This is a genomic window from Actinoallomurus sp. CA-142502 (genome assembly GCF_050936355.1).
Lineage (GTDB): Bacteria > Actinomycetota > Actinomycetes > Streptosporangiales > Streptosporangiaceae > Actinoallomurus > Actinoallomurus iriomotensis.
Map to the genome: position 1 here is coordinate 10,567,761 of NZ_JBNJMY010000001.1, position 25,410 is coordinate 10,593,170.

At 71.4% G+C, this 25,410-nt stretch carries 24 protein-coding genes and 1 pseudogene; 12 read left to right on the forward strand and 13 right to left on the reverse strand.

Features of this window, described 5'->3' with window-relative positions; all coding sequences use genetic code 11:
* Positions 1 to 8: 8 nt before the first annotated feature.
* The 6 genes from ACQEV1_RS49545 to kynU all read left to right on the forward strand — a co-directional run bounded on the left by ACQEV1_RS49545 (position 9) and on the right by kynU (position 5,257).
* Complete coding sequence (locus tag ACQEV1_RS49545; protein WP_433404903.1) at positions 9 to 824, forward strand: NAD(P)H-binding protein; 816 nt, start codon at positions 9 to 11, stop codon at positions 822 to 824.
* A complete protein-coding gene (locus ACQEV1_RS49550) occupies positions 821 to 1,198 on the forward strand; it encodes a pyridoxamine 5'-phosphate oxidase family protein (protein WP_285625314.1) in 378 nt (125 codons plus the stop codon). Before ACQEV1_RS49545 ends, ACQEV1_RS49550 begins: the two co-directional genes overlap by 4 nt.
* 9 nt (positions 1,199 to 1,207) lie before the next feature.
* Positions 1,208 to 2,056, forward strand: a complete 849-nt coding sequence (locus tag ACQEV1_RS49555) for a haloalkane dehalogenase (protein ID WP_433404906.1) — start codon at positions 1,208 to 1,210, stop codon at positions 2,054 to 2,056.
* A gap of 98 nt (positions 2,057 to 2,154) precedes the next feature.
* Positions 2,155 to 2,721, forward strand: coding sequence for an RNA polymerase sigma factor (locus ACQEV1_RS49560; protein ID WP_432705595.1), 567 nt, complete (start codon positions 2,155 to 2,157; stop codon positions 2,719 to 2,721).
* The gene (locus tag ACQEV1_RS49565; RefSeq protein WP_433404909.1) at positions 2,714 to 3,922 is read left to right on the forward strand and encodes a CU044_5270 family protein; all 1,209 of its coding nucleotides are present in this window, start codon (positions 2,714 to 2,716) and stop codon (positions 3,920 to 3,922) included. The genes ACQEV1_RS49560 and ACQEV1_RS49565 overlap by 8 nt, the downstream gene beginning before the upstream one ends.
* Positions 3,923 to 4,009: 87 nt before the next feature.
* A complete protein-coding gene (kynU, locus tag ACQEV1_RS49570) occupies positions 4,010 to 5,257 on the forward strand; it encodes a kynureninase (protein WP_433404911.1) in 1,248 nt (415 codons plus the stop codon).
* 3 nt (positions 5,258 to 5,260) lie between these two features.
* Here the strand turns inward: kynU and guaA are convergent, their stop codons facing one another.
* A complete protein-coding gene (gene guaA / locus ACQEV1_RS49575) occupies positions 5,261 to 6,832 on the reverse strand; it encodes a glutamine-hydrolyzing GMP synthase (protein WP_433404914.1) in 1,572 nt (523 codons plus the stop codon).
* Positions 6,833 to 6,919: 87 nt separating this feature from the next.
* Here guaA and ACQEV1_RS49580 point away from each other — a divergent pair, with 87 nt between their 5' ends.
* Entirely contained in the window at positions 6,920 to 7,624 is a 705-nt protein-coding gene (locus ACQEV1_RS49580; protein ID WP_433404917.1) for a DNA alkylation repair protein, read from the forward strand.
* Here the strand turns inward: ACQEV1_RS49580 and ACQEV1_RS49585 are convergent.
* The 4 genes from ACQEV1_RS49585 to ACQEV1_RS49600 form a co-directional block, all read right to left on the reverse strand.
* Complete coding sequence (locus tag ACQEV1_RS49585) at positions 7,621 to 8,580, reverse strand: IS481 family transposase (RefSeq protein WP_433393274.1); 960 nt, start codon at positions 8,578 to 8,580, stop codon at positions 7,621 to 7,623. The two genes, ACQEV1_RS49580 and ACQEV1_RS49585, sit on opposite strands and share 4 nt — an antisense overlap.
* Positions 8,581 to 8,699: 119 nt before the next feature.
* Positions 8,700 to 9,497: a DUF4097 family beta strand repeat-containing protein gene (locus ACQEV1_RS49590; RefSeq protein ID WP_433404919.1), complete on the reverse strand. Its 798-nt coding sequence runs from the start codon at positions 9,495 to 9,497 to the stop codon at positions 8,700 to 8,702.
* Positions 9,498 to 9,561: 64 nt separating this feature from the next.
* The gene (locus tag ACQEV1_RS49595) at positions 9,562 to 10,209 is read right to left on the reverse strand and encodes a response regulator (RefSeq protein WP_285625300.1); all 648 of its coding nucleotides are present in this window, start codon (positions 10,207 to 10,209) and stop codon (positions 9,562 to 9,564) included.
* Entirely contained in the window at positions 10,197 to 11,465 is a 1,269-nt protein-coding gene (locus tag ACQEV1_RS49600; protein WP_433404922.1) for a histidine kinase, read from the reverse strand. The genes ACQEV1_RS49595 and ACQEV1_RS49600 overlap by 13 nt, the downstream gene beginning before the upstream one ends.
* A 171-nt stretch (positions 11,466 to 11,636) precedes the next feature.
* Here ACQEV1_RS49600 and ACQEV1_RS49605 point away from each other — a divergent pair, with 171 nt between their 5' ends.
* On the forward strand, positions 11,637 to 12,083 hold the full coding sequence (locus tag ACQEV1_RS49605; RefSeq protein ID WP_285625296.1) for a hypothetical protein: 447 nt from the start codon (positions 11,637 to 11,639) through the stop codon (positions 12,081 to 12,083).
* 5 nt (positions 12,084 to 12,088) lie between these two features.
* Here ACQEV1_RS49605 and ACQEV1_RS49610 read toward each other — a convergent pair whose 3' ends face one another.
* A complete protein-coding gene (locus ACQEV1_RS49610) occupies positions 12,089 to 12,958 on the reverse strand; it encodes an alkyl sulfatase dimerization domain-containing protein (protein ID WP_433404925.1) in 870 nt (289 codons plus the stop codon).
* On the reverse strand, positions 12,936 to 13,109 hold the full coding sequence (locus ACQEV1_RS49615; RefSeq protein WP_285625291.1) for a hypothetical protein: 174 nt from the start codon (positions 13,107 to 13,109) through the stop codon (positions 12,936 to 12,938). Before ACQEV1_RS49615 ends, ACQEV1_RS49610 begins: the two co-directional genes overlap by 23 nt.
* A 185-nt stretch (positions 13,110 to 13,294) precedes the next feature.
* Between ACQEV1_RS49615 and ACQEV1_RS49620 the strand changes: the two genes are divergently transcribed.
* Positions 13,295 to 14,845, forward strand: coding sequence for an FG-GAP repeat domain-containing protein (locus ACQEV1_RS49620; protein ID WP_433404928.1), 1,551 nt, complete (start codon positions 13,295 to 13,297; stop codon positions 14,843 to 14,845).
* 49 nt (positions 14,846 to 14,894) lie between these two features.
* Here ACQEV1_RS49620 and ACQEV1_RS49625 read toward each other — a convergent pair whose 3' ends face one another.
* Together ACQEV1_RS49625 and ACQEV1_RS49630 are read right to left on the reverse strand one after the other, a co-directional pair.
* Positions 14,895 to 16,616, reverse strand: a complete 1,722-nt coding sequence (locus ACQEV1_RS49625) for a GMC oxidoreductase (RefSeq protein ID WP_285625285.1) — start codon at positions 16,614 to 16,616, stop codon at positions 14,895 to 14,897.
* An 8-nt stretch (positions 16,617 to 16,624) separates the two neighbouring features.
* Positions 16,625 to 18,226 carry a succinic semialdehyde dehydrogenase gene (locus ACQEV1_RS49630; protein WP_285625283.1) on the reverse strand — a complete coding sequence of 534 codons (1,602 nt, stop codon included), beginning with the start codon at positions 18,224 to 18,226 and terminating at the stop codon, positions 16,625 to 16,627.
* A gap of 246 nt (positions 18,227 to 18,472) precedes the next feature.
* Between ACQEV1_RS49630 and ACQEV1_RS49635 the strand changes: the two genes are divergently transcribed.
* A complete protein-coding gene (locus tag ACQEV1_RS49635; protein ID WP_285625280.1) occupies positions 18,473 to 19,069 on the forward strand; it encodes a TetR/AcrR family transcriptional regulator in 597 nt (198 codons plus the stop codon).
* Between the two features lie 10 nt (positions 19,070 to 19,079).
* On the opposite strand, the gene ACQEV1_RS49640 is transcribed toward ACQEV1_RS49635, so the two are convergent.
* Positions 19,080 to 19,766, reverse strand: a complete 687-nt coding sequence (locus tag ACQEV1_RS49640) for an HAAS signaling domain-containing protein (protein WP_433404932.1) — start codon at positions 19,764 to 19,766, stop codon at positions 19,080 to 19,082.
* Positions 19,678 to 20,883: a phospholipase D-like domain-containing protein gene (locus tag ACQEV1_RS49645; protein WP_433404933.1), complete on the reverse strand. Its 1,206-nt coding sequence runs from the start codon at positions 20,881 to 20,883 to the stop codon at positions 19,678 to 19,680. Before ACQEV1_RS49645 ends, ACQEV1_RS49640 begins: the two co-directional genes overlap by 89 nt.
* Positions 20,884 to 21,311: 428 nt before the next feature.
* Here ACQEV1_RS49645 and ACQEV1_RS49650 point away from each other — a divergent pair.
* Positions 21,312 to 22,159, forward strand: a pseudogene (locus tag ACQEV1_RS49650) (serine hydrolase domain-containing protein).
* On the opposite strand, the gene ACQEV1_RS49655 reads toward ACQEV1_RS49650, so the two are convergent.
* Positions 22,051 to 22,695 carry a TetR/AcrR family transcriptional regulator gene (locus ACQEV1_RS49655; RefSeq protein WP_433404936.1) on the reverse strand — a complete coding sequence of 215 codons (645 nt, stop codon included), beginning with the start codon at positions 22,693 to 22,695 and terminating at the stop codon, positions 22,051 to 22,053. The pseudogene ACQEV1_RS49650 and the gene ACQEV1_RS49655 sit on opposite strands and share 109 nt — an antisense overlap.
* Positions 22,696 to 22,775: 80 nt before the next feature.
* Here ACQEV1_RS49655 and ACQEV1_RS49660 point away from each other — a divergent pair, with 80 nt between their 5' ends.
* A complete protein-coding gene (locus tag ACQEV1_RS49660; RefSeq protein ID WP_433404938.1) occupies positions 22,776 to 23,624 on the forward strand; it encodes an oxidoreductase in 849 nt (282 codons plus the stop codon).
* A 42-nt stretch (positions 23,625 to 23,666) separates the two neighbouring features.
* On the opposite strand, the gene glpD is transcribed toward ACQEV1_RS49660, so the two are convergent.
* Entirely contained in the window at positions 23,667 to 25,409 is a 1,743-nt protein-coding gene (gene glpD, locus ACQEV1_RS49665; RefSeq protein WP_433404940.1) for a glycerol-3-phosphate dehydrogenase, read from the reverse strand.
* Position 25,410 lies beyond the last annotated feature (1 nt).

Consider the following 25,410-nt stretch of genomic DNA (forward strand, 5'->3'; position numbering starts at 1 on the left):
GCGATTCGATGATCGTGGTGACAGGGGCGACCGGAAACGTCGGCACGGAGCTCGTACGGACGCTGGCCGCCGCCGGCGAGCAGGTGAGGGCGGTCTCGCGCCGCCCCGCGGAGGTGCCCGGCGGCGTCCGGCACCAGGCGGCCGACCTCGCCGAACCCACCAGCCTGAAGACCGCCTTGGATGGCGCCGACGCCCTGTTCCTGCTCGTCGCCGGGGAGGATCCGCGGGGCGTGCTCGAGGTCGCCGCGGCGGGCGGCGTACGGCGGGTGGTCCTGCTGTCCTCTCAGGGCGCGGGCACCCGGCCGGGCGGCTACCGCCACCCGGTGACCTTCGAGACGGCCGTACGCGCGTCGGGCCTCGAATGGACGATCCTGCGGCCGGGCGCATTCCACTCCAACGCGTACGCGTGGGCCGAGCCGATCCGCACGAACCGGGTCGCCGCCGCGCCGTTCGCGGACGTCGGCCTGCCGAGCATCGATCCGGCCGACATCGCCGAGGTCGCCGCCGCGGTCCTGCGGGAGCCGGGCCACGAGGGCCGCACCTACGTGCTCACCGGCCCGGCCGCGATCACTCCACGCGAACGGGCGGCGGCGATCACCGAGGCGCTGGGCGAGCCGGTGCGGTTCGTCGAGCAGACCCGCGACGAGGCCCGCGCGCAGATGCTGGGGTTCATGCCCGAGCCGGTCGTCGAGCCGACGCTCACCATCCTCGGCGATCCGACCGCCGCCGAGCAGGAGGTGAGCCCGACCGTCGAGCAGATCCTCGGCCGCCCGCCGCGCACCTTCGCCGACTGGGCGCGGCGGAACGTCGCGGCCTTCCGGTGACCCGCGACCCGCTGGAGGACTTCCTCGCCCGGCCGCACGTCGCCACCTTGACGACGCTGCGGCCCGGCGGGTCGCCCCATGTGGTGGCCGTCCGCTTCACCTGGGACGGCGCCGCGCGCATGGCCCGCGTCCTGACGGTGGGGTCCTCGCGCAAGGCCCGCAACCTGGTGGCGGGCGGCCGCGCCGCCCTCTGCCAGGTGGCCGGTTTCCGCTGGGTCACTCTCGAAGGCACCGCCACCGTGTCGGCGGCCCCGGCGCGGGTGGCCGAGGGCGTACGCCGCTACGCCGAACGCTACGGATCGCCTCCGCCCGACCCGCCCGGCCGGGTCGTGATCGAGATCGCGGTCGACCACGTGATGAGACTCAACCTTTGAAAGGCCCTCATGCCCATCCAGCGAGTACTCGACTCCACGATCTTCTATCGGGAGACGGGCGACGGCGCGCCCGTCGTCTTCCTGCACGGCAACCCCACCTCCTCCCACCTGTGGCGCGACGTCATCCCGGCCGTGCCGGGGCGGCGGCTCGCGCCCGACCTGATCGGCATGGGCGAGTCCGGCAAGCCCGCCATCGGCTACTCCTTCGCCGACCACGCGCGGTACCTGGACGCCTGGTTCGACGCGCTCGCCCTCGACGAGGTGACCCTGGTCGGACACGACTGGGGCGGCGCACTCGCCTTCGACTGGGCCGCCCGGCATCCGGAGCGGGTGCGCGGCATCGCGGTCACCGAGACCATCGTCAAGCCCATGGCCTGGGAGGAGTTCCCCGAGGCCGGCCGGGCGCTGTTCGAGGCGATCAAGAGCGACCGGGGCGAGGTCATGATGCTCGACGACAACGCCTTCATCGAGATGCTCCCCGGCAGCGTCGCCACCCCGCTCGCCGAGGACGACATCGCCGCCTACCGCGCGCCGTACCCCACGCGCGAGAGCCGTCTCCCGCTGCTGCGCTGGGCACGGTCGATGCCGCTCGGCGGCGAACCGGCGGACGTCGTGGCCCGGGTCGAGGCGTACGACGCGTGGCTCGCGGCCAGCCCGGACGTGCCCAAGCTACTGATCACGTTCGCCCCCGGGCCCGGCGCGATGATGACCCCCGAGATGATCGACTGGTGTGAGCGCCACCTGGCCGGCCTGGAGGTCGAACGGTACGACGCGGTCGCCGGCCACCACACGCCCGAGGACCGCCCCGACCTGATCGCCGCCGCCGTCGTGAGCTGGCGGGGCCGACACCGGATCTAGACCGCAACCGGTGGGCGAGCTTCGGGATAGAGGAGGGTGTCAGCACTCCTAGAGCAAAGGACACCTTCTGTGAAGGGACATCCCGGCTCATGGCCATGGTGAGTCATACCAGGGACGACCGCGACGACTCGAGAATCGTCGCGGCTTCTCTTGAGGACGCCGAGGCGTTCGGTGAGTTGTTCCGCCGCCATGCGCCACGGCTGCACGCCTACATCAGTCGACGGCTGGGACGCACCCTCGCCGACGACCTGGTGTCGGAGACGTTCACGACCGCGTTCCGGCGACGGGACAGATTCGACGGCCGGACGGACTTCGGTGCGTGGCTGTGGGGCATCGCCAGCAACCTGATCGCCAGGCATCATCGGCAGGAGACCCGCATGTACCGGGCGTTCGCCCGGACCGGTGTCGACCCCGCCGAAGACGCCGTCGCCGAGCGGGCCAGCGACCGGGCGTCGGCCGCGGCGCTCGGTCCCCGCCTGGCCAAGGCGCTCGCCTCACTGCGCCCCCAGGACCGCAACGCCGTCCTGCTGCTCGCCTGGGGCGAGATGTCGTACGCCGAGATCGCCGCGGCTCTGGACCTCCCTCTCGGCACCGTCAAGGCCAAGATCCACCGGGCCCGGATCAAGCTCCGCAGCGCCCTTCCCAAGGAGCACAACGATGGATGAGATGGACGCCTTGCGCCAGATGCGGACCACGCTGGCCCAGGAGGAACACCCGGACCGGCTCGCCCTGCGCACCGCCTGGCGGTCCGACCCGGCACCGCGTCGCCGGCGGCGCGGTTTCACGATCCCGCTGGTGAGCGTGGCGGCGACGGCCGCCGCGGCCGTGACCGCGGTCGCCGTACTCGCGCCCGGTGGTTCGGGCGACGGTGTCGCCCCTGGCCATGGCGGCCAGGGCGCGGCCTCCGGCAACGTGCTGCTGGCGGCCGCGACGAGCGCGGAGAAGGCACCGACCGGCCGATACTGGCACACCGAGACGGTCATAGGGCAGATCTACGGGGTCGGCAAGAGCGCGGCGAACAGCTACGAGGTCGATGCGAGGCAGCGCAGCATCACCTGGGTCGGCCAGGACGGCAAGGGGAGCCTCGCGATCGTGGATGAGCTCGGCCACCCGGTGGCGGCCAAGGACATGATCAAGTGGCGGCAGGCAGGATCCCCCGAAATGGTGGACGTGCCCAATCCCGACGGCACCGGGGTGGTGACGCAGGTGGAGATGAGCACGCAAGCGTCCCGCTCCCCGCGTACGACTCCGGGGCGCCCGTTCGACGGTGACTACTTCGGCCTGTCGGCCGAGCAGGTCGCCCAGTTGCCCACCGACGCCAAGGCGCTCGAGAACACTCTGCTGAACCTCAGGGGCAACTGGCACGCCGTTTCCTCCACGCCCGAGAAGCAACCCATCCGGAGCCTGCGGGGTGCCGAACGCACACGGGCGCTGAGCGAGGTGGCCTCGACCCTGTTGTCGAAGGCGCCCGCCCCGCCGCGGGTGCGGGCGGCGGCGTTCCGGATGCTCGCCACCCTGCCCGGCGTCAAGGTCGGGGGCACGGCGACCGACCCGATGGGCCGCACCGGAGGCGTGGTCTCCATGCCGATGGTGACGACCATGCCGCTCGGTCTGTACACCGCGCCCAAGCAACTGGGCACCTACGAGCGTCAGTGGATCATCGATCCGGCCGGCGGGCGGCTCCTGGCGATCCGCGACCTGGTGGCCACACCGCCACACGGCAGCCGGGCACTTCCGCCGGGTGACGACGGCAGGCCCCGCCGCCTGAGGGCCGCGGACATGCCGGACCGCTTCCTCAAGACCGGTGAGGTGGCCTCGTACCAGGTGTTCGCCGTGGCGGAGTGGACGAACACCGCACCGAGGTAGCCCGCACTGCACGAGCCGCCGTGCCCGCCTCGCCGGGCACGGCGGCTCCCGGACGTAAGGGCCGGCGCCCGATCTAGAGTGAGCGGCATGACCGACACGTCCCGGGAGTACGCGGCCGCGCTGGACGCCGACGATCCGCTCGCCTCGCTGCGGGACGCCTTCGTGCGCGACGATCCCGAGCTGATCTACCTCGACGGCAACTCCCTCGGGCGGCTGCCGAAGACGACCGCCGAGCGGATCGCGAGTGTCGTACGGGACGAATGGGGCGCCGACCTGATCCGGTCGTGGAGTCACTGGGCGGACGTGCCGTACCGGGTCGGTGACCTGATCGGCGAGACCCTCCTCGGCGCGGCCGGCGGCCAGGTGATCGTCTCCGACTCCACCACGGTCAACCTCTACAAGCTCGCCGTCGCCGCCCTCGACGCGCGCCGGGACCGGAACGTGATCGTCACCGACGACGACAACTTCCCCACCGACCGGTACGTCCTGGAGGGGCTGGCCGCCCAGCGCGGCCTCGCACTGCGGGTGCTGCACACCGACCTCGACGAGGGCCTGGACCTCGATGCCCTCCGAGAGGCCGTGGGCCCGGACACCGCGCTGGTCAGCCTGTCGCACGTCGCGTACCGCTCCGGCGCGCTGCTCGATCTGGCCGCCGTGACCGAGATCGTCCACGAGGCCGGCGCGCTCGTGCTGTGGGACCTGTGCCACTCCGCGGGGTCGGTGCCCGTACGGCTCGACGCGAGCGGCGCGGACCTCGCGGTGGGCTGCACCTACAAGTACCTGAACGGCGGCCCCGGCTCCCCTGCCTTCCTGTACGTCCGGAAGGAGCTGCAGGATCTGCGGCAGCCGATCTGGGGCTGGTTCGGGCAGCGGGACCAGTTCGCGATGGGCCCGGCGTACGACCCGGCGCCCGGGATCGGCCGGTTCCTCGTCGGCACTCCGCCGATCATGGCGATCGCCGCGGTCGAGGAGGGCGTACGGCTGCTGGCCGAGGCCGGGATCGACCGGCTGCGGGCCAAGGGCGAGGCGCTCACCGGCTACCTGATCGACCTGGCCGCGGCCTGGCTGCCGGACCTCGCCCTGGCCACCCCCGCCGACCCGAAGCGGCGCGGCTCACACGTCGCGCTGCGCCACCCCGAGGCCTGGCGCATGGCGCAGGCCATGATCGCCGACAGGGTGATCCCCGACTACCGGACGCCCGACCGGCTCCGGCTCGGCCCCGCACCGATCAGCACGAGCTTCACCGAGGTGTGGGACGGCCTCGACCGCCTGCGCACGATCGTGGCCGACCGGACGTACGAACGCTTCTCCAGCGAGCCGGCGCGGGTGACCTGAGAGTCACTCCCACTCGATGGTGCCGGGCGGCTTGCTCGTGATGTCCACGACGACCCGGTTGATCTCGGCGACCTCGTTGGTGATGCGCGTGGAGATGCGCTGCAGGACCTCGTTCGGCAGCCGTGCCCAGTCGGCGGTCATCGCGTCTTCGCTGGTCACCGGGCGCAGGACCACCGGGTGACCGTACGTGCGGCCGTCGCCCTGCACGCCCACGGAGCGCACGTCCGCGAGCAGCACGACCGGGAACTGCCAGATGTCGCGGTCGAGACCGGCCCGGGTGAGCTCCTCCCGGGCGATCGCGTCGGCCTCGCGGAGCAGGTCGAGCCGCTCGCGCGTGACGGCGCCGATGATCCGGATGCCGAGGCCGGGGCCCGGGAAGGGCTGCCGCCAGACGATCTCCGAGGGCAGGCCGAGCTCCTCGCCGAGCCGGCGCACCTCGTCCTTGAACAGCGTGCGCAACGGCTCGACCAGGGAGAACTTCAGGTCTTCGGGCAGCCCGCCGACGTTGTGGTGGGACTTGATGTTGGCCGCGCCGGTGCCGCCGCCGGACTCGACCACGTCCGGGTAGAGCGTGCCCTGCACGAGGAACTCCACCGCCTCGCCGTGAGCGTCGACGATCTCGCGGGCGGACTCCTCGAAGACCCGGATGAACTCCCGGCCGATGATCTTGCGCTTCTCCTCGGGGTCGGTGACCCCGTCGAGCGCGGACAGGAACCGGCTGGAGGCGTCGACGACCTTGAGGTCGACGCCGGTCGCGGCGACGAAGTCCTTCTCGACCTGGAGCGCCTCGCCCTTGCGCAGCAGCCCGTGGTCGACGAAGACGCAGGTCAGCTGGGATCCGATGGCCCGCTGGACGAGCGCGGCGGCCACCGCGGAGTCGACCCCGCCGGACAGCGCGCAGATCGCCCGCTTGGCGCCGACCTGGGAGCGGACGGCCTCGACCGACTCCTCGACGATGTTGACCATGGTCCACGACGGGCGGCAACCGGCCGCGGCGAGGAAGTGCCGCAGCACGGTCAGCCCGTGCTCGGTGTGCATGACCTCGGGGTGGAACTGCACCCCGTAGAGGCGGCGCGCCGGGTCCTCCATCGCGGCGACCGGGGCGCTCGCGGTACGGGCGGTCACCATGAACCCGGCGGGCGGCGCGCTGCAGGTCACCCGGTGCGACATCCACACCGACTGCTCGGCGGGCAGGCCGGCGAGGAGCGTCCCCTCGTCCACCACGGTCAGGTCGGTACGGCCGTACTCGGCGATGTCGGAGTTGGCCACCATGCCGCCCAGCTCCCGCGCCATCGCCTGGAAGCCGTAGCAGATGCCCAGGGTCGGCACCCCGGCCTTGAACAGGCCGTCGGGGACCGGCGGCGCACCGGGCTCGTACACCGACGCGGGCCCGCCGGACAGGATGATCGCCTTGGGCCGCTTGGCCAGCATCTCGGCGACCGGCATGGTCGAGGGCACGATCTCGCTGAACACGTGGCACTCACGCACACGCCTGGCGATGAGCTGCGCGTACTGCGCCCCGAAGTCGACAACGAGGACCGTGTCGAAGGACTGCTCGACTGACTCGACGGACACCAAGAACGCCTTTCGGAGTCGCGGGATAGCCACAGTCTAGTGGTGAAACGACGAACGTTTTCCCTCGTAGGAGCCCATACTGATCGGGTGATCACGGCGGAGGACATCGAGGCGCAGCTGGGCGAACTCGCCGACCCGGCCCGCGCCGTACAGGAAAAACGCTATCTGAAAAGCGACCTGCGCCACCTGGGAGTACGGGTTCCCGCCCTCAGGAGGCTCGCGATCGCCGCCGCCACCGATCTCACCCGCGAGGAGATCCTCACTCTGGCCGAGGAGCTGTGGAGCGCCCCGGTACACGAACGCCGGATGGTCGCGATCGAGGTGCTGAGACGGGGCGTCCCGCTGCTGATCGCCGACGATCTCTCCTTCGCCGAACGGCTGATCCGTGACTCGCTCAGCTGGGCATATGTGGACACGCTCGCCGAAAAGATCGCGGGCGGCCTGGTCACCCGGCATCCGCAGCTGGCCGGCACGCTCGACCGGTGGGTCGGCGACGACGACTTCTGGATCCGGCGCAGCGCCCTGCTCGCGCTGCTCCCGGGCATCCGCTCCGGCTCCGCCGACCTGGAGCGCCTCGCCCGGTACGGCGACGCGCTCGTCGCGGAGCGCGAGTTCTTCATCCGCAAGGCCCTCGGCTGGGTGCTGCGCGAGCTGGCCAAGTCCGACCCGGCCTGGGTGCGGGCCTGGGTCCGCGACCACGTCACCGTGGTGTCGGGCGTGACCATCCGCGAGGCCGTCCGCCACATCCCGGACAGCGATCGCGAGGCCCTGCTCGCCGCCTACCGGCGCTAGGTGTGCTGTCCGGACAGGTTGGTGACGCGGCTGGCTGGGGTTTGGCCGCCGATGCCGGTGTGGGGTCGGTGGTAGTTGTACCAGTCCAGCCAGTCGATGAGGACGGTTTGGCGTTCGGTTTCTGAGGTGTAGGGCTGGTGGTAGGCCCATTCCTCGGTCAGGGTGCGGTGGAATCGTTCGACCTTGCCGTTGGTCTGGGGCCGGTAGGGCCGGGTCCAGCGAGGGCTGATGCCCAGTTCGTCGCAGATGGTGCGCCAGGTGGTCTTGGTGTAGGCCCAGGCGTTGTCGGTCAGGACCCGTTGGATGGTGATGCCGCGGGCGGCGAACCACGCGGTGGCGCGGACGAGGAAGGCGGCGCAGGTGGCGGCGGTCTCGTCGGTGAGGGTTTCGGTGTAGGCCAGGCGGGAGTGGTCGTCCAGGGCGGTGTGCAGGTACAGGTAGCCGATGCCGGCACGTCGCTGGTTTTTGCGGCCGGCGGCGCGGCCCAGGGTCTTGTGTCCGCCGCCGTCGGGGATGCGGCCGAGTTTCTTGACGTCGATGTGGACCAGGTCGCCGGGGCGTTGGCGTTCGTAGCGGCGGATGGGTTCGCCGGTGGCGCGGTCACAGACCGCCAGGGGTGGCAGGCCGTGGCGGGTCAGGATGCGGTGAGCGGTGGAGGGCGCGATGCCGGTGCGGGCGGCCAGCCGGAGCGGGCCGATGCGGTGCGCCCGGCGCAGCGCGACCACGTGTGCCTCGATTTGTGGTGGGGTTCGGCGCGGGCTGTGGTGCGGGCGGCTGGAGCGGTCATGCATGCCGGCGGCGCCCAGTTGCCGGTAGCGGGTGGCCCAGCGTGCGGCGGTGGTGTGGCTGACGCCGAAGCGTTCGGCGGCCCGGCGTAGTGGCCAGCCGTCCTCAACGATGCACTGGGCCAGGCGCAGGCGGCCGGTCGGGGTCAGCGGGGCATTACGGTGGGGCATGAGGGCCTCCTGGACGTCGGTGCAGATGTCGCAATCCACACCGAAACCAGAAGGCCCTCCCCTTGTTCAAGAACCACCCAGGGCGTGTCGCCTGTCACCAACGTCCCCGGACAGCACAGCTAGGGCGCGTAGCGCACTCTGGCCGCGCCGGAGCTCGTGGCCACGTCGATCCGGCGGCTCGAACCGTCGTCGCGGAGGCCCTCGTCGACTCGTACGTCCCCGGACGATGACGTGCCGTGCACCCGGTAACGGAAGCCGCGGGGCAGGGCGACGGTGACGGATCCGGAGCGGGCCGTGGCCTTCACCTGCTGTGGAGCGTCGGCGAAGCCGAGCCCCACGACCCCGGAGGTGGTTCCGACGTCCACCTGCGGTGAGGACAGGTCGGTGCCGTTGATCGCGCCGGAGTTCGCCCGCGCCCAGACGGGGCCGCGCGTCCGCTCGACGTTCACCGTTCCCGAGTGCGCCTGGAGACGGACGGCACCGGTGAGCCCCTGAGCCGTGATGGTCCCCGAGCTCACCGTGGCCCGCACGGTGACACCCGCCGGAACCCGTACATCCAGGTCGACGTCGCATCCGGAGCCGGAGAACAGGATCTCGCGCCCGCCGCAGTCCGTCTTGAGGACCAGTGTGTCGCCCTTCCAGGACAGTCCGACGTTCGGCCTGCCCATCGTCCATCGCAGTGTCCGCCCGACGGTCACCCGGCCGGGCGGCCCGGCGCCGACCGTCACCGAACCGCTGCCGGCCTCGATCTCGAGGGCGCTGATCGCGTGCCCGTACGAGACGGCCGGGAGCCTCTCGGTCTGGCGGAGGAGGCGGCCCCAGAACTTCTCGCCGACGGGCACGATCACCGTGAAGGCCGTGACCGCGGCGACGGCGATCCAGACGCCCCGGCGGCGCGGCCGCTCGGCGCCGGTCATGAACCCTCCTTCGTCGGAGGGAGTGACCACCGGACCGTGCCTTCGATTCCCTCGCTCTGCTCGGTCATGAACCCACGCCCAGGAAGCGCAGCACGGCGAGGACGCGGCGGTGGTCGGCGTCGGCGGCCGGCAGGTCCAGCTTGGTGAAGATGTTGTTGATGTGCTTGGCGACGGCGCTGTCGCTGACCACGAGCGCCTCGGCGATGCCGCTGTTGGAGCGTCCCTCGGCCATGAGGGCCAGTACGTCGCGCTCGCGTGGTGTCAGGCGGTCCAGCGGGTCGCTGCGCCGCCGCAGGAGGAGCTGGGCCACGACCTCCGGGTCGAGCGCGGTCTCCCCGGCCGCCACCCGGCGCAGCGCGTCGATGAACGCCGAGACGTCGGCGACCCTGTCCTTGAGCAGGTAGCCGACCCGGCTGGTGTTCGCCGCGAGCAGGTCCGCGGCGTACCGCTCCTCGACGTACTGCGACAGCAGCAGCACCGCGGTGTCCGGCCACTGCCGCCGGATCACGAGCGCGGCTCGCACGCCCTCGTCGCTGTGGCCGGGAGGCATCCGCACGTCCGCGACGACGGCGTCGGGCCGATGCTCCTCGACCGCGGCGAGCAGCGCCTCGGCGTCGCCGACCGCGGCCGCCACCTCGAATCCCGAGGTCTCCAGCAGCTTGATCAGCCCGGCCCGGAGCAGGACCGAGTCCTCGGCGATCACAACGCGCACGGCAACTCCACGGTGAGGACGGTCGGCCCGCCGGCCGGGCTGTTGATCCGGAACGTACCGTCGACCGACCCGACGCGCTGACGCAGGCCGGTCAGGCCCGTGCCCTTCGACGGCTCCGCACCGCCGATCCCGTCGTCGGTGATGACCATCCGCAGGACGTCTCCGTCGCGGGCCGCGACGATCCGCACCTGCTCGGCCCGCGCGTGCCGGACCGCGTTGGTGAGCGCCTCGGAGGCGACGAAGTAGGCGACAGCCTCGACCGTCGGTGAGGGGCGTTCGGGCACGTCGACCTGCAGCCGTACGGGGAGGGGCGCTCGCGCGGCGATGCCGGACAGCGCGGCGTCCAGCCCGCGGTCGTCGAGGACGGCCGGGTGCAGGCCACGGACGACGTTGCGCAGGTCGGTCAGGGCCTCCTTGGCCTCCCGGTGCGCTTCGGCGATCACCTCCATGGCGTCGTCGGGTACGCCGGTGAGGGTCTCGCGGGCCAGCCCGAGGTTCATGGCGAGCGCGACCAGCCGCTGCTGTACGCCGTCGTGCAGGTCGCGTTCGATGCGCCGGCGTTCGGCGTCCGCGGCGTCGACGACGCCGGCGCGGCTCTCCGCGAGGTCCTCGACCCGGCGTTCGAGCTCGTCCGCCCGGCTGGGCCCCAAGAGGGCGAGCGCGACCCGCGTGTCCAGCCGGACGATCGCGCCGGCCAGCCCCGGGGCGATCAGCAGCAGAACGACGCCGCCCGCGTTGAGGAGGCCGTCGGTCACCGCGTGCCCGGTCAGCGCGAGCGGGCTGGACGGGCGGAGCGCCCACGAATAGGTGTTGAGCAGCGCCAGGGGAAGACCGGTCGCCCACATGGCGACGACCAGCAGCCCACCGGTGGCGATGACGGGCCCCACCAGGAGGTGGTACGCGAGCTGCCGCCAGGTCGTGGGCGAGCGGACCATCGCCGCGACGGCCCCGCGGCCGAGACGTTCGCGGGGGACGGCGGGCACGTCCAGGCCGAGCAGGGCCCAGAACCGGTGTCGCTGGACGGCGGTCAGCGGCCGGAGCGCGGCCATCGGCAGCCCGACCGAGATCACGAGCGCGAGCAGGACCCCGGTCGTCGAGATCGCGAACAGCCATGGCACCGAGAAGATCGTCAGCGCGGTGAAGTGGACGGGCACCCCGGCCGTGACGAACGTCGTGTTCCGCCACGCCCAGGGTGACCACGGAGCGTGCGCGTTCCCCCAGTGGAACGCTCGCCGCGCCGGGAGCGTGATCGCCATGCCAGGACCCTAGTTTCCGCACTTTGTCGGCTGCAATGTCGTTTCTCGCAGTTTTCATGGTGAAGCTAGCACTACCCCCACGTCGGATATCTCCGTTACTGACGGTGATGGCGGCGACCGGCACATTGGTGATCGTCCCGGAACGGCCGGGTTCAGAAGGAGACCGCACCAATGATCACCTGCGTCAGGCCCGCGCCCGTGTCCTCCGAGACGCCCGTTGACCTGCCGTCATCCGCACGGTGGCGCGGCCGGGTGCGCTGGGTGGGGCTCGGCCTGATCGGTTCGGGACTCGCGCTGATCCCGTGGCTGGTCGTGCTGGCCGTCGGACTCCCCGCCAGTACGACCGCCGCGCACTGGTCGACCGCGTGGGTGGGGCTGGACGGCCTGGAGGCGATCGGCCTGATCACGACGGGAGTGCTGCTGAACCGGCGCGACCCCCGCCGCTGCCTGGCGGCGGCGGTCACCGCGACCCTGCTGACCGTCGACGCGTGGTTCGACGTCACCACCGCGGCGCCGGGCGCCGACCAGGCGACGGCGATCGCGATGGCCGCGTGCCTGGAGATCCCGCTGGCCGTCCTTTGCGCCGTACTGGCCGCCCGCACGGTCCCGCGCGCGTGAGACCGTCACGGGGTGACGATGTCGAAGTCACGATCGGCGTCGTCGAGGAACCCCAGCAGGGTGGTGAGGGCCTGGCGGTCGCCAGAGGTCTGGACGTCGTCGTGCAGGCTTCCGGAGGCGACCAGTGCGAGCAACCGCGGCTTGGTCAGGGTCACCGTGAGGTCGGCCGGGGTCACCTCATGCGGCCGGGTCTGGGTGAGGACCCCGTTGACCAGGCTGATCCTGATCTCTTCGTCGAGGTCGGTGAGGTTCCAGTCGATGGTCAGGCGGGCGTCCCAGGCGGCGGGGCCGTTGACGCGGACGGCCAGGGAGTCGAAGATCTGCTCGACGCTCAGCGCGCCGGCGACGTCGGGGCCGGCACCGTCGAGGGGGTTCGCCGGCTCGCCTCCGCGCAGTTCGGCGGCGCCTTGCAGGTAGAAGTTCCGCCACGTGCCGTTCTCGCTGCCCTGGCCGAGCCTGTCGTAGACCTTCGCCAGGAGTTCCCTCGCGGCGTCGTAGGCCGGGTCGGCGAACACCACGTAGTTGAGGATCTGGGCGGCCCACCGCCATTCGCCGGCCTCGAAGGCCTCCTCTGCCCTGGTCAGGATGTTCTCCGGGCCGCCCATCAGTTCCACGTGCCTGCGCGCCGACTCCTGCGGCGGGAGCTCCCACAGATGCGCGGGGTTACCGTCGAACCAGCCCATGTAGCGCTGGTAGACGGCCTTGACGTTGTGGGACACCGAGCCGTAGTAACCGCGGGTGTGCCACACCCGGTCCAGCGCCGGCGGAAGCTCGAACATCTCGGCGATCTCCGGGCCGGTGAAGCCCTGGTTGAGCAGCCGCAGCGTCTGATCGTGCAGATAGCCGTACAGGTCACGCTGCTGGGAGAGGAACACGGTGAGCTCGCGGGTGCCCCACGTCGGCCAGTGGTGCGGTGGCGCTCTTGGGCAGCGCGGAGCCGTACATGAAGATCGCCCGCCGGTTCATCGCGGTCCCGGCGTAGACGTTCTCGGACACGGCATGCTCCAGCGGCGGCATGACACTCATGGCGATCTCCTCGGAAACGAGCCAGCGATCAGTGCGCTGCTCTGCCGATTTCCGGCATCGCCTCGGCTCAGAGCCACCAGAAGATAACGAGGCGCCTCAGGCGCCGACGGCGACTCTCCTGCGGTGCAACCGGTTTACACCTGGGTGGGTAGCTTTTCCGGCGTACGGGCGGTACTCAGTTGATCATGGCTTCTGATCATGTACCGCAACGGGAGATCGCGAGATTAATACGGCTCGCCGGAGGTGTCGTGCTGCTCGCCGGAGCGTTCGTGCCCGGCCTGGCCGGGGCCGCCGGAGCTCAGCCGATCCACCGGGCCGCGACCTGCTCCAGTACGAGCCCGTCGGACTTCAACGGTGACGGGTTCACCGACGTGGCCGTCGGCGAACCCGGAGCGAACGTCGGCGCCGCCGCCCAGGCCGGCGTCGTCCACGTCAGGTACGGCGTCGCCGGGAAGACCGGGGGCGGCGAGGACACCACGGTCACGCAGGCGGACACGGGTGAGACCGCCGAGGCCGGGGACCGGTTCGGTTCGGTCCTCGCCGTCGGGTACGTCGACGGCGACGGGTGTGCCGACCTGGTCGTCGGCGTACCGGATGAGGACGTGGGCTCGGCCGCGGACGCGGGCGTCGTCCAGGTGATCTACGGATCGCCGGACGGGCTCGGCCGTGGGGAGCCGTCGCGGGTCATCCGGCCGGGCGCGGACGGGGTACCGGGGACGGCGGCGGCCGGCGACCGGTTCGGCGCCGCGGTCGACGTGTCCGGACCGGGTTTCGTCGCACACGCGATGGTCGTGGGCGCCCCGGGCCGCGACATCGGCACGGCCACCGACGCCGGGCAGGTGACCTATGTTCCCTTCGTGTCCGGGCACCCGGGCACCGCGGCCGCGATCAGCCAGGACAGCCCGGGAGTCACCGGTGCCGCGGAGTCCGGTGACCACTTCGGCGCCGCGGTGGCGCTGAGCGGGGTGAAGGGATCCAGCACCGGCATCGCGGTGGGCGCACCGGACGAGGACATCGGCACGGACCAGGACGCCGGTTCGGTGACGGCGATCCCGGACCCGGCCGACGCCACGATGACCAGCTACGCCTACAACCAGGACAGCGCGGGCTTCAGCGGCGCCGTGGAACCGGGCGACCGGTTCGGCGCGAGCCTCTCCTCGGCCTTCCCGTCGACGGACGGGCCGTTGCTGGCCATCGGCGTACCCGGGGAGGACATCGGCACGATCGCGGACGCCGGCATGGTGCACGTCCTGTTGACGAAGGCCTTCACCGAGGTGGCCGCGCTCAGCCAGGACACCCCCGAGGTGCTGGACCAGGCCGAGGCGGGCGACCGGTTCGGCGCCGTCGTGGCACTCGGCCGCGAGCAGGCCTTCGCCCGTCTCCTCGTCGGCATTCCCGGAGAGGACCACGGCGGCGTCGCGGACTCCGGCGCCGTTCAGGAGTTCTCGGTCGGCGACCCGACCGAGAACGCGTTCATCGAGCAGGAGACCTTCGGCGGCGTGTCCGAACCGGGCGACCACTTCGGTGCCGCGGTCGCGTACGCCGGCTCCCGCTACCTGCCCACGATGATCATCGGCGTCCCCGACGACCGTACGGAGCCGGCCGGCGTCGTCTACACCGCCCCGAGCAAGGTGGACGGTGACGTCGATCCTCCGCCGCCGACCGATCCGCAGCAGAAGTGGACGGCGACGGACGGCACCGGCTACGGCGCCGCCATCGGAGCGACCGTCTCCTGACCGGACGGGCCGGCCGGGCTGCGTGCCCGGCCGGCCGCGTTGCTCCTGGTCAGGCGGGTGAGATGGGCAGGCGCAGTGCCGCCGGAGCGTCGGCGGGCACGACGGCGGCCTTCGGGGCGACCGGGGCCAGCCGCTCGTACGCGGCGCCGAGCTCCGGGCGCGGGTCCTCCTCGCCCTGGTTCGGCCAGAACGCCATGGCGCGCTCGGCCTGGGCGGTGATGGTCAGCGAGGGGTTGACGCCCAGGTTGGCCGACACGGCCGAGCCGTCCACGATGTGCAGGCCCGGGTGGCCGTACACCCGGTGGTAGGGGTCGATCACGCCCTCTTCCGGCGAGGCTCCGATCGTGCAGCCGCCGATGAAGTGCGCCGTCGTCGGGATGTTGAACAGGTCCAGCCACGTGCCGCCGGGCATGCCGCCCATCTCCTCGGCCAGCATCCGTACGGCGCGGTGGGCCTCCGGGATCCACGTCGGGCTCGGCTCGCCGTGGCCGCGTCGGGCGCGCATGCCGCGGCCGGACGGCGACGGCACGACGGTGATCGAGTTGTCTCGAGTCTGCATGACCAGGGCCACGATCGTCCGGCGCGACCAGTCGCGGAGGTTCGGCAGGCGGACGAGCTGGTGCGGGTGGGTCACCGCCTGACCGACGAACTTGGCCCAGCGGGGCGTACGGCCCCCGCCGTCGATCAGCAGCGACCGGAGCGCGCCCATGGCGTTCGAGCCGGGCCCGTAGCGGGTCGGCTCGATGTGGGTGTGGTCGTCCGGGTGGAACGACGAGGTGATCGCGACGCCGCGCGAGTGGTCGTCGCCCTTGCGGCCGAACCGCTCGACGCCCAGGATCGCCTCGGAGTTGGTCCGGGTGCGGACGCCGAGCCGGTCGGACAGATGGGGCAGCGCGCCGACCGTCCTCATCCGGTGCAGCAGGCGCTGCGTGCCGTACGTCCCGCCGGCCAGCACGACGTGCTCGGCGGTGAGCGTGCGCCGCCACCGGCGCGACCGCCGGCCCGTGCGCGTCACCTCGACCGTGTAGCCGCCCTCCGCCCGCGGGCGTACGGCCGTCACCGTGGTCATCGGCAGGACCTTCGCGCCCGCGTGCTCGGCCAGGTAGAGGTAGTTCTCGGTGAGCATGTTCTTGGCGCCCACGCGGCAGCCGGTCATGCACGACCCGCACTCGGTGCACGTCGTACGACGGGGGCCGGCGCCGCCGAAGTAGGGGTCCTCGACCCGCTCACCGGCCTTCTCGCCGAAAAGGACGCCCACCGGGGTGCGGTGGAAGGTCTCGCCGCGGCCCATCCGCTCGGCGATCCGCTGGATCGCCTGGTCGGCGGGCGTCATCGTGGGGTTCGTCCGGACGCCGAGCATGCGGCGGGCCTGGTCGTAGAAGGGCGACAGCTCGGCCCGCCAGTCGGTGATGTGCCGCCACTGCGGATCCTGGAAGAACGGCTCCGGCGGCTCGTACAGGGTGTTGGCGTACACCAGCGACCCGCCGCCGACGCCCGCTCCGGCGAGGACGAGGACCCGCGAGCCCTTCTCCCCGCGCAGCAGATGGATGCGCTGGATGCCGGTCATGCCGAGGCCGGGCGCCCACAGGTACCTGCGGGTGCGCCAGGAGGTCTTGGGCAGGTCGCGGTGGCGCCTCCCCGGCTCGCCGTCCGGGTCGTCGAACCGCCGGCCGGCCTCGACCACGGCGACGCGGTACCCCTTCTCGGTCAGCCGCAGCGCCGCGACGCTGCCGCCGAACCCCGAGCCGACCACGATCACGTCGTAATCCATGCGGGCTCCTACCTGAGGCGCAGGCGTTTCATCGTCTTCAGGCCACGGCTGAGCAGCGCCGCGTACTTCTCGTAGGGCATGCCCATGACCGGTTCGAAACCGAGCCAGTGCTGGCTCGCGACGGTCTGGACCTCCGTGTACTTCAGCAGGCCCTCCGCACCGTGCCGACGGCCCACACCGGAGTCCTTCATACCGCCCATCGGCGCGTCGTAGGACCCGTATGCCGAGGCGTATCCCTCGTTGATGTTGACCGTGCCGGCCTTGATCCGTACGGCGAGGCGGCGCGCGCGGCCCACGTCGCCGCTCCAGATGCTGGCGTTCAGCCCGTAGGCGGAGTCGTTGGCGAGCTCGACGGCCTCGTCCTCGTCGCGGAAGGGGTACAGCGCCACGACCGGTCCGAACGTCTCGGACCGGCACAGCTCCATCTCGTCCTCGACGCCGGTGAGCACGGTCGGTTCGAAGAAGTACGGCCCGGTCTCGGGGCGGGGCCGGCCGCCCGCGAGCACCTTGGCGCCCTTCTCGACCGCCTCCTCGACATGCCGGACGACGGTGTCGAGCTGCCGCTGGGAGGTGAGCGAGCCCATGTCGGCGTCGTAGCCGGCGCCGAGCCGCATGTTGCGCACACGGTGGGCGAAGCGCTCGGCGAACCGGTCGAAGATCTTCTCGTGGACGTAGAGCCGCTCGATCGAGATGCAGAGCTGACCGGCGTTGGCGAAGCACGCGCGGACCGCACCCTGGGCGGCCTTCTCGATGTCGGCGTCGTCCAGCACGATCATCGGGTTCTTGCCGCCGAGTTCGAGTGAGTAGCCGATCAGCCTCCTGGCGGCCTGTTCGGCGATGGCGCGGCCGCCCCGCGTCGAGCCGGTGAACGCGACGTAGTCGGCCGCGCCGACCAGCGGCTCGCCGATCTCGGCCGGGTCGCCGACCACGACCTGCCAGATCTCGGGCGGCATCCCGCACTCGACCAGCAGGTCGAGGGCCCACAGCGCGGTGAACGTGGTCTGGGTGTCCGGCTTGTGGACGATCGTGTTGCCCGCGAGGAGCGCCGGCACGGCGTCGGGCACGCTGAGCGCGAGCGGGTAGTTCCACGGCGAGATCAGCCCGACGACGCCCTTGGGATGGCGGACCTCGATCGTGCGGGTCGCGAGCGGCATCAGGCCCTGGCGGTGGTGCGGCCGGAGCAGGCCGGGCGCGTGCCGCGCGTGGTAGAGCGTGCAGGCGGCCGCGTCCATGACCTCCTCGAACGCGTGCCGGCGCGCCTTGCCGGTCTCCAGCTGCAGAATGTCGAGGATCTCCTCCCGCCGGTCCAGCACCGCGTCGTGGAAGCGGATGAACGGCGCGGCGCGCTCGGCCGGCGACCGGCGCGCCCACTCCCGCTGCGCGGCACGGGCGCGCTCGTACGCGGTCGCCACGTCGTCCGGGCCGGAGACCGGCAGCTCGGCGAGCGCCTCTCCGGTGAGCGGGGTCCGTACGGTGGTGGTCCGCCCGCCGGAGACGACGCGGGCGGCCAGCCGATCGAGGCCGTCCGGTACGGGGGGCGCCTTGACGTCGGGGGCCTCGCCGGTCCCCGCGTCGGGCGCTTCGGCGGGGGACGCGGCGGTGGAGCTCATGGACGAAGCGTAGAACGTGGTTCGGCGGTTGGCTACCGCTCGGTAACCAAGACGTCCGTTTTGGGGTGCCGGACAAGCCTCAAAGTGGATTTCGGCCGACTCAAGCACCGCCGAGCCGCACTCAACTTTCGTTTCTACTGGTGCGTCTTGAGAAAACCTTGTATCCCGGTGTTGGAGGGGTGACCGGTAGTCGACGGAAGGGCAAGGATGATCTCCGACCCGCAGGAACGCGCCGTCCCAGAAGCGGTGAGACGGACGTCTCGTCAGGAGAAGCGCGCCCAGACACGGGAGGCGCTGCTGGACGCGGCGGAGCGGCTGTGGGCCAAACACGGCATCCGGGGAGCGTCGCTGGATGAGATCGCGGCGTCCGCGGGCATGACCAAGGGCGCGGTGTACTCCAACTTCGCCGGCAAGACCGACCTGATCCTGGCGCTCCTCGAGCGGTACACCCAGCTCGAGTTCGGGCGGCGCACCTCCTCGACGCTGCGCGACCAGGGCCGCCCGCGCGCCGACCGCTGCGCCGACGCGGGCCGCCACTACGCCAGCCGGCTGTCCGCCGAGGAGACCCGGATGAAGGCGCTGCTGCTGATGGAGCTGTGGCTCTTCGGCATGCGCGACTTCTCGGCCGGCTGGCGCATCGCCGACTGGTACCAGAGCCACCGCGAGGGGCTCGCCGCGGGGCTGCGGGCGGGCGGCGACGACCTGTCGGCCGCGGACCGCGCGTCGCTGGCGATGGCGATCGAGTTCGGGCTGGCGCTGCAGCACCTGCTCGACCCCGACCGCGTCCCGGCGGAGCTGTACGGCCCGGGGATGGACCTCGTCCTGGGGCCCGCCATGCCGTGAGTCCCGGAGGTCACGCCGCGGTGCGCCTCGCGCGGTGCAGCAGGTACGCCGCCGAGCCGATGGAGCCGATCGAGCCGACGAGGGCGAGGGTCAGCGCGGGGCCGGCGGACATTCCCGACGTCTGACAGGCCCCGTCCGAGGTGCACACACTCGAACCGCCCCAGAACAGGAGGTACCAGGCGGCGACGGCCAGACCTCCGGGGAAGACCAGCGTGCCGATCAGCTTGTCACGGCTCGTCCAACGGGCCGAGGCCCACAGCAGCACCACTCCGGCCAGCCAGCCGAGCACCGGTAGCACGATGCCGCCGATCAGCAGGAGGACCACCGTCACCAGTTCGAGGGCGCCGACCGACAGGCGCCCGGCGACCTCCTCGCCGGCCGGAGCCGATCCCGCTCCCGCCTCACGGGCGATGTCCTCGGGTTCACCGAGACGGTCGAGGATGGTACGCACCGTGGCCTCACCCTGGTCTTGGGCGCCGGACAGTGTGACGGTGATGTGTTCTCTGATCTGGGCGAGCAGTTCGACCCGCCGGGCCTCGGGCAGTGTGCGCGTAGGCCCGTTCAGGAAACGTCGTGCCGGCAGACCGCGAACCGTCAGGGGGCCGGGGTCACTCGCGGCTGCGGTCGGCCTGCTCCGGGTCCGGCGGTTCCAGTACGGCCTCGGGCACGGAGTCGGCGCTCTTGACCGTACGGCCATGCTTGAACACCGCGTCGAAGTTCCCGGCGTACTCCTGCTCCAGCTGCGCGTCGGCCACGGTGATCATCGCTTCGTCGTGGCCGTGGAAGCCGACGCTCGTGTAGTTGTTGCTGCCGGTGAAGACGACCTCCTGCGGTCGGCCCTGGTAACGGCCGTCGATCAGCAGGTACTTCGAGTGCGCGTACGTCGTGCGGCCGCCCTCGGTGAGGTAGCGGGTCTCGGGACCCCCGTGCCGCCCGCCCTTCTTGGTGAGGGCGCGCAGGGTCCCCGGGCCGATGATGTCGAACACGACCTGCACCCGGCAGCCCGCGTCGTCCAGCTTCCATAGCCGCCGCGCGATGGACGCCACCGTGAAGTGGCCGAGGCTGAGCCTGATCCGGGTGCCGCCGGCGCAGGAGACCTGGTCGAGCGCCTGGCCGATCGGGTTGCCCTTGGCCCAGGGAAAGAAGTCCAGGCGGTACTTCCCGGCCTGCACGATGCGGTGGTAGTCGAGCTTGTGGTGCTGGGCGGCCAGGTCCTGAAAGTAGGACAGGTAGGCGGCGTAGACCGCCGGGTCCCGCAGGACGAGCGCGTCGTTCCACTGGGTGTCGCGCGCGCCGTCGGTGGCGTTCGCGGAGGTCTGCACTACCATGTCCTGCGCGTCGCCCGTGGTGGAGAACAGGAAGAATTTGTTGTGGTTGAACTCCGGCCCGATGCAGCCCCGGTCCTCCTCGCACACGACCACCCAGGACGCCTTCTTGGTGTCGGTGCCGAGCCCCCGCTTGAGGCGCTTGAAGGCGGCGTACGCGCTCGACTCGTGGTCGAGCACGACCTGCACGCTCACGTGCCGCCTGGCGGCGGCGACGAGTTGCGCGGCGGTGTCCATGCTGGAGAAGTGATACATCGCGATGGCGATCCGGCTGCCCTTGGGCGTCCCGGCGATCAGGCGGGCGACGCGGCTGGCGATCGCGTCGCGCTTCGCCGTGCCGCTGACCGGAGAGTTGAAGATCGGCCCGGTCTGCGGACTCGGATCGGACCCGCCGGGCCGGGCGTGGGCGGCCGCGGGCGCTGCGGTGACGGCGGCGGCCAGCACCGAGGCCGCGATCACGGCCCTGGCGGCCGGCACGAACTTCGCCACACGGACTCCCGAAGAGGACACTAAGCGTCAAAGCACGCAGAAGGCGCTTGAAGTGCCGAAAGCGTACATGAGTTACGGGTGCCCAGAACAGCCTTATACGGTCAAGAGTTATCCCGAACCTCCAGGTCAGCGGGATACCTCTCCCCGACTGCGCCGAGTCAGGCGGGTTCCGCTGGCACCAGCCGGAAGGCGTCTTGGTCCACCCGCCAAGGGGGCTCCGGCCCATCGAGGCGGCGCCGCGATGATCTTTAACGTGGTCAAGCGCAACCGGCGCCGTGTCGCCGCCGTCGTCGCGCTCAGCGGTCTGGGACTGCTGGGCGGCCTCGCCTCCCCCGCCGCGGCGTTCGCGGCGCACACCGGCGACCGACCCGCCGACGTGGTCCAGCAACGTCTCGACGCGTTGGTCGGCGACGACGCGGGACATCACGGTGCGGCAGATCCTCCAGCACACCAGCGGGCTGCCCAACTACACGAACCTGTTCGCGCAGCGCCTCCTGCCGTACCAGCACACGTACTTCGCGTCGCACCAGCTGCTCGCGATGGCGTTCAGCCAGAAGGCGCCCTTCGCGCCCGGCACGAACTCACGAACCACATCGTGGAGAAGGTCACCGGCCGTCCGCTGGGCGAGGAGATCACCAGGCGGGTGATCGAACGCGCCGGCCTGCGGCACACGTACTTCCGCACCCCCACGGGTACCACCATGACGCCGAAGGCGGCACTGACGACGTCACCCACGAGGGCCCCTCCGGGCTGGGCGGCCGGTCAGATCATCTCCGCGCCGCGCGACGTCAACCGCCTGTTCTCCGCGCTGCTCGCCGGCCGGCCACTGCCCGCGGCCCAGCTCAAGCAGATGCGGACCACGGCGCCCGCCGGCGCCGGGCAACGGCGTCCGGTACGGACTGGGCCTGACCAGCACCCCGCTGACCTGCGGCGGCGTCGCCTGGGGCCACGGCGGCGACTTCCCCGGCTACCACGCCAGCGACGCCGTCACCACGGATGGCCGGGCCGCCACCATCGCCGTCACCGAACTGTCCGGCAGCCCGGCGCGGCCGCAGCACCTGACCACCGACATCGACACCGCACTCCGCCAGTGACCCTCCCCCATGAGCCTCGCCATCGGCGGCGGCCCCGAACGGCCGGCGCCGTACCGGCGTGCAGGCAACCGATCTACCTGGAATCGGCGCCCGCGTCTCCGGCTCGGCTTTCCGGAGGCGCGGGCGCCGTCATGATCCGGCGCCAGACCTCGATGGACGTCTCGGCGGCCTGCGCCAACTGATCACCGGGAGAGCGGGAGGCCTGATAGAAGGTCCGCTCGGTCATCCAGCACAGGGCGCGGGCCAGGGCCGTGGCCTCCTGGGGCCCGTCCCCGTCGGGCACGCCCGCACGTGCGAGCACGCCCCGCATCGTCGCGGTGAACAGCTCCACGGTCTCATCCCACGCGGTGCCGATCTCCGGGTGTACGGTGCCGTACTCGACGGCGGCGCGCATCACCGTGCCGTGGTCGCGCCACATCTTCTCGACGCTCTTGACCGCGCGCTCCATGGCTCCGACCGGCGAGGACGCCAGGTCGTCGGCGGTGATCGACGCCTCCTTGCGGATCTCGGCCACCGTGCGGCGGACCAGCGCCGCGAGCACCTCATGCTTGGAGCCGAAGTAGAAGTACATCGATCCGCGGGAGATGCCGGCCCCCCGGGCGATCGCGTCGACCGTCATCCGCTCCAGGCCGGTCTGTTCAAGAAGTACTTCCGCCGCGTCGAGGAGCGCCTGCTCCCGCCGGTCCCCCTTGCTCGGAGCGCCAGCTCGCCTGCCCATTGTTTCCTCCCTGACCACCGAAGAGGCTACCGTAATCTGCATAGTGCTGAAAAAAATCTGCGACGTGTAGAGTTAGGGCCATGGACAAGACATTCCTGATCACCGGGGTCAGCAGCGGTCTGGGCCGCGCCTTCGCCGCCGGCGCCCTCCGGGCTGGTCACACCGTCGTCGGGACGGTGCGCAAGCAGGCCGACGCCGAAGAGTTCGCAGCCCTGAGCCCCGAACGCGCCCACGCACGCCTCCTCGACGTCACCGACGAGGCGGCGGTCCACTCCGTGGTGGAGGACGTGGAGGCCTCCGTCGGCCCCATCGAAGTACTGATCGCCAACGCCGGCTACGGCGTGGAGGGGACCTTCGAGGAGACGCCGCTGAACGAACTCCGCGCCCAGTTCGAGGTCAACGTGTTCGGCGCTGCCGCGACCGTACGGGCCGTCCTGCCGTACATGCGCGAGCGCCGACGCGGACACATCCTCGCCGTAACCTCGATGGGCGGCCTGGCCGGCTTCCCCGGCGTCTCGGCGTACTGCGGCAGCAAGTACGCGCTCGAAGGCATCCTCGAAGCGGTCGGCAAGGAGGTCATCGGGTTCGGCATCCATGTCACCGCCATCGAACCCGGTTCCTTCCGCACCGACTGGGCCGGACGCTCGATGGTCCGCGTGCCGCGCAGCATCCCCGACTACGACGAGATCTTCAAACCGATCCGCGCGGCCCGGCACGCGGCCAGCGGGAACCAGCTCGGCGACCCTGACAAAGCGGCGGCTGCCGTCCTGCGCATCCTCGACGAGCCCGACCCGCCCGCCCACCTGGTGCTCGGCTCCGACGCGTTGCGCCTCATACGCGGGGCTCGAGCGGACCTGGACAAGGACCTGGACACCTGGGAGGAGCTGTCCCACTCGACCGACTTCCCCGACGGCCACCAGATCGCCTAGCGCCTCGGACGGCCCCCGAGCGCCGGCAAGCTCAGAACGCCGTCAGGGAGTCATCGTGGGGACGATGTCCGGGACGCCACGGCGAGTCGCGTCGGCTTCCAGGTCGCCCTCCTGCTTCTGGGAGATGCGTTCGGCTTCGACGCGCTTCTCGTAGTACTCGATCTCGCGTTCGGTCTGTTCGTCGGACCAGCCGAGTTCGGGGGCGAGGAGTTCGGCGGCCTCGCGGGCCACGCGGACGCCGCGGTCCCACGTTTCGATGGAGATCCTGGTGCGGCGGGAGAGCACGTCGTTGACGTGCCGGGCGCCCTCGTGGGTGGCGGCGTAGACGATCTCGGCGCGCAGATAGTCGTCGGCGCCCTCGATCGGGCGGCCCAGGTCGGGGCGTTCGCGGATCAGGGCCAGCAGGTCCTCCGCCAGCGTGCCGTACCGGCGGAGCAGATGCTCGATGCGGGCCACGTGCAGGCCCGAGGACTCCGACAGCCGGTGGCGGGAGTTCCAGAGCGCCTGGAAGCCGTCACCGCCGACCAACGCGACCTGGTCGGTGCACGAACCCGGCACCTTGCCGTCCAGGCCGTGTGCCACCGCGTCGACGGCGTCCTTGGCCATGACCCGGTAGGTGGTGTATTTGCCGCCCGCGACGACGACCAGGCCGGGGACCGGATGCGCCACGACGTGCTCGCGCGACAGCTTCGACGTCTCGTCCGACTCGCCGGACAGCAACGGCCGCAGTCCCGCGTACACGCCCTCGACGTCGTCGTGCGTCAGCGGCACGTTGAGCACCGCGTTGACGTGTTCGAGGACGTAGTCGATGTCGGCCTTGGACGCCGCCGGATGCGCCTTGTCCAGGTCCCACGGCGTATCCGTGGTGCCGATGATCCAGTGCCGGCCCCACGGGATCACGAACAGGACCGACTTCTCCGTCCGCAGGATGATGCCGCTGGCGGAGTGGATGCGGTCCTTGGGCACGACGAGGTGCACGCCCTTGGAGGCGCGTACGTGGATCTGGCCGCGGCCGCCGACGAGCTCCTGGATGTCGTCGGTCCACACGCCGGTGGCGTTGACGACCTGCTTGGCGCGGACGTCGGTCTCCGTCTCGGACTCCAGGTCGCGGATGCGCACGCCGGTGACGCGCTCGCCCTCGCGCAGGAAGCCCACGGCCTGCGTGCGCGAGACGATCTGCGCGCCGTACTCCGCCGCCGTGCGCAGCAGCATCGTGACGTAGCGGGCGTCGTCCACCTGGGCGTCCCAGTATTGGATGGCGCCGACGAACGAGTCGCGCTTCAGCGACGGCGCGACCTTCAGCGCCTTCGTACGGGTGAGGTGGCGGTGGTGGGGGACGCCGCGCGCCGTGCCCATCGACAGGGACAGGCCGTCGTACAGCGCGACGCCGGCGCCGATGTACGCGCGTTCCCACACCCGGTGCGTCATCGGGAACAGGAACGGCACCGGGTGTACGAGGTGCGGGGCGATGCGGCTCAGCAGCAGACCGCGTTCGGTGAGCGCCTCGCGTACGAGCTCGAAGTCGCGCTGTTCGAGGTAGCGCAGCCCGCCGTGGATGAGCTTGGACGACCGTGAGGAGGTGCCGGAGGCGAAGTCGCGCGCCTCGATGAGTGCCACGGACAGCCCACGCGTCGCCGCGTCGAGCGCCACACCGGCGCCGACGATGCCACCGCCGACCACGACGACGTCGAACTCTTCGGCGCCCATGCGTTTCAGCGCCGTCTCGCGCTCGGCGGGACCGAGACGCGAGGTGCCGAGTCCGTTCACCGACTGCCCATCTGCCATT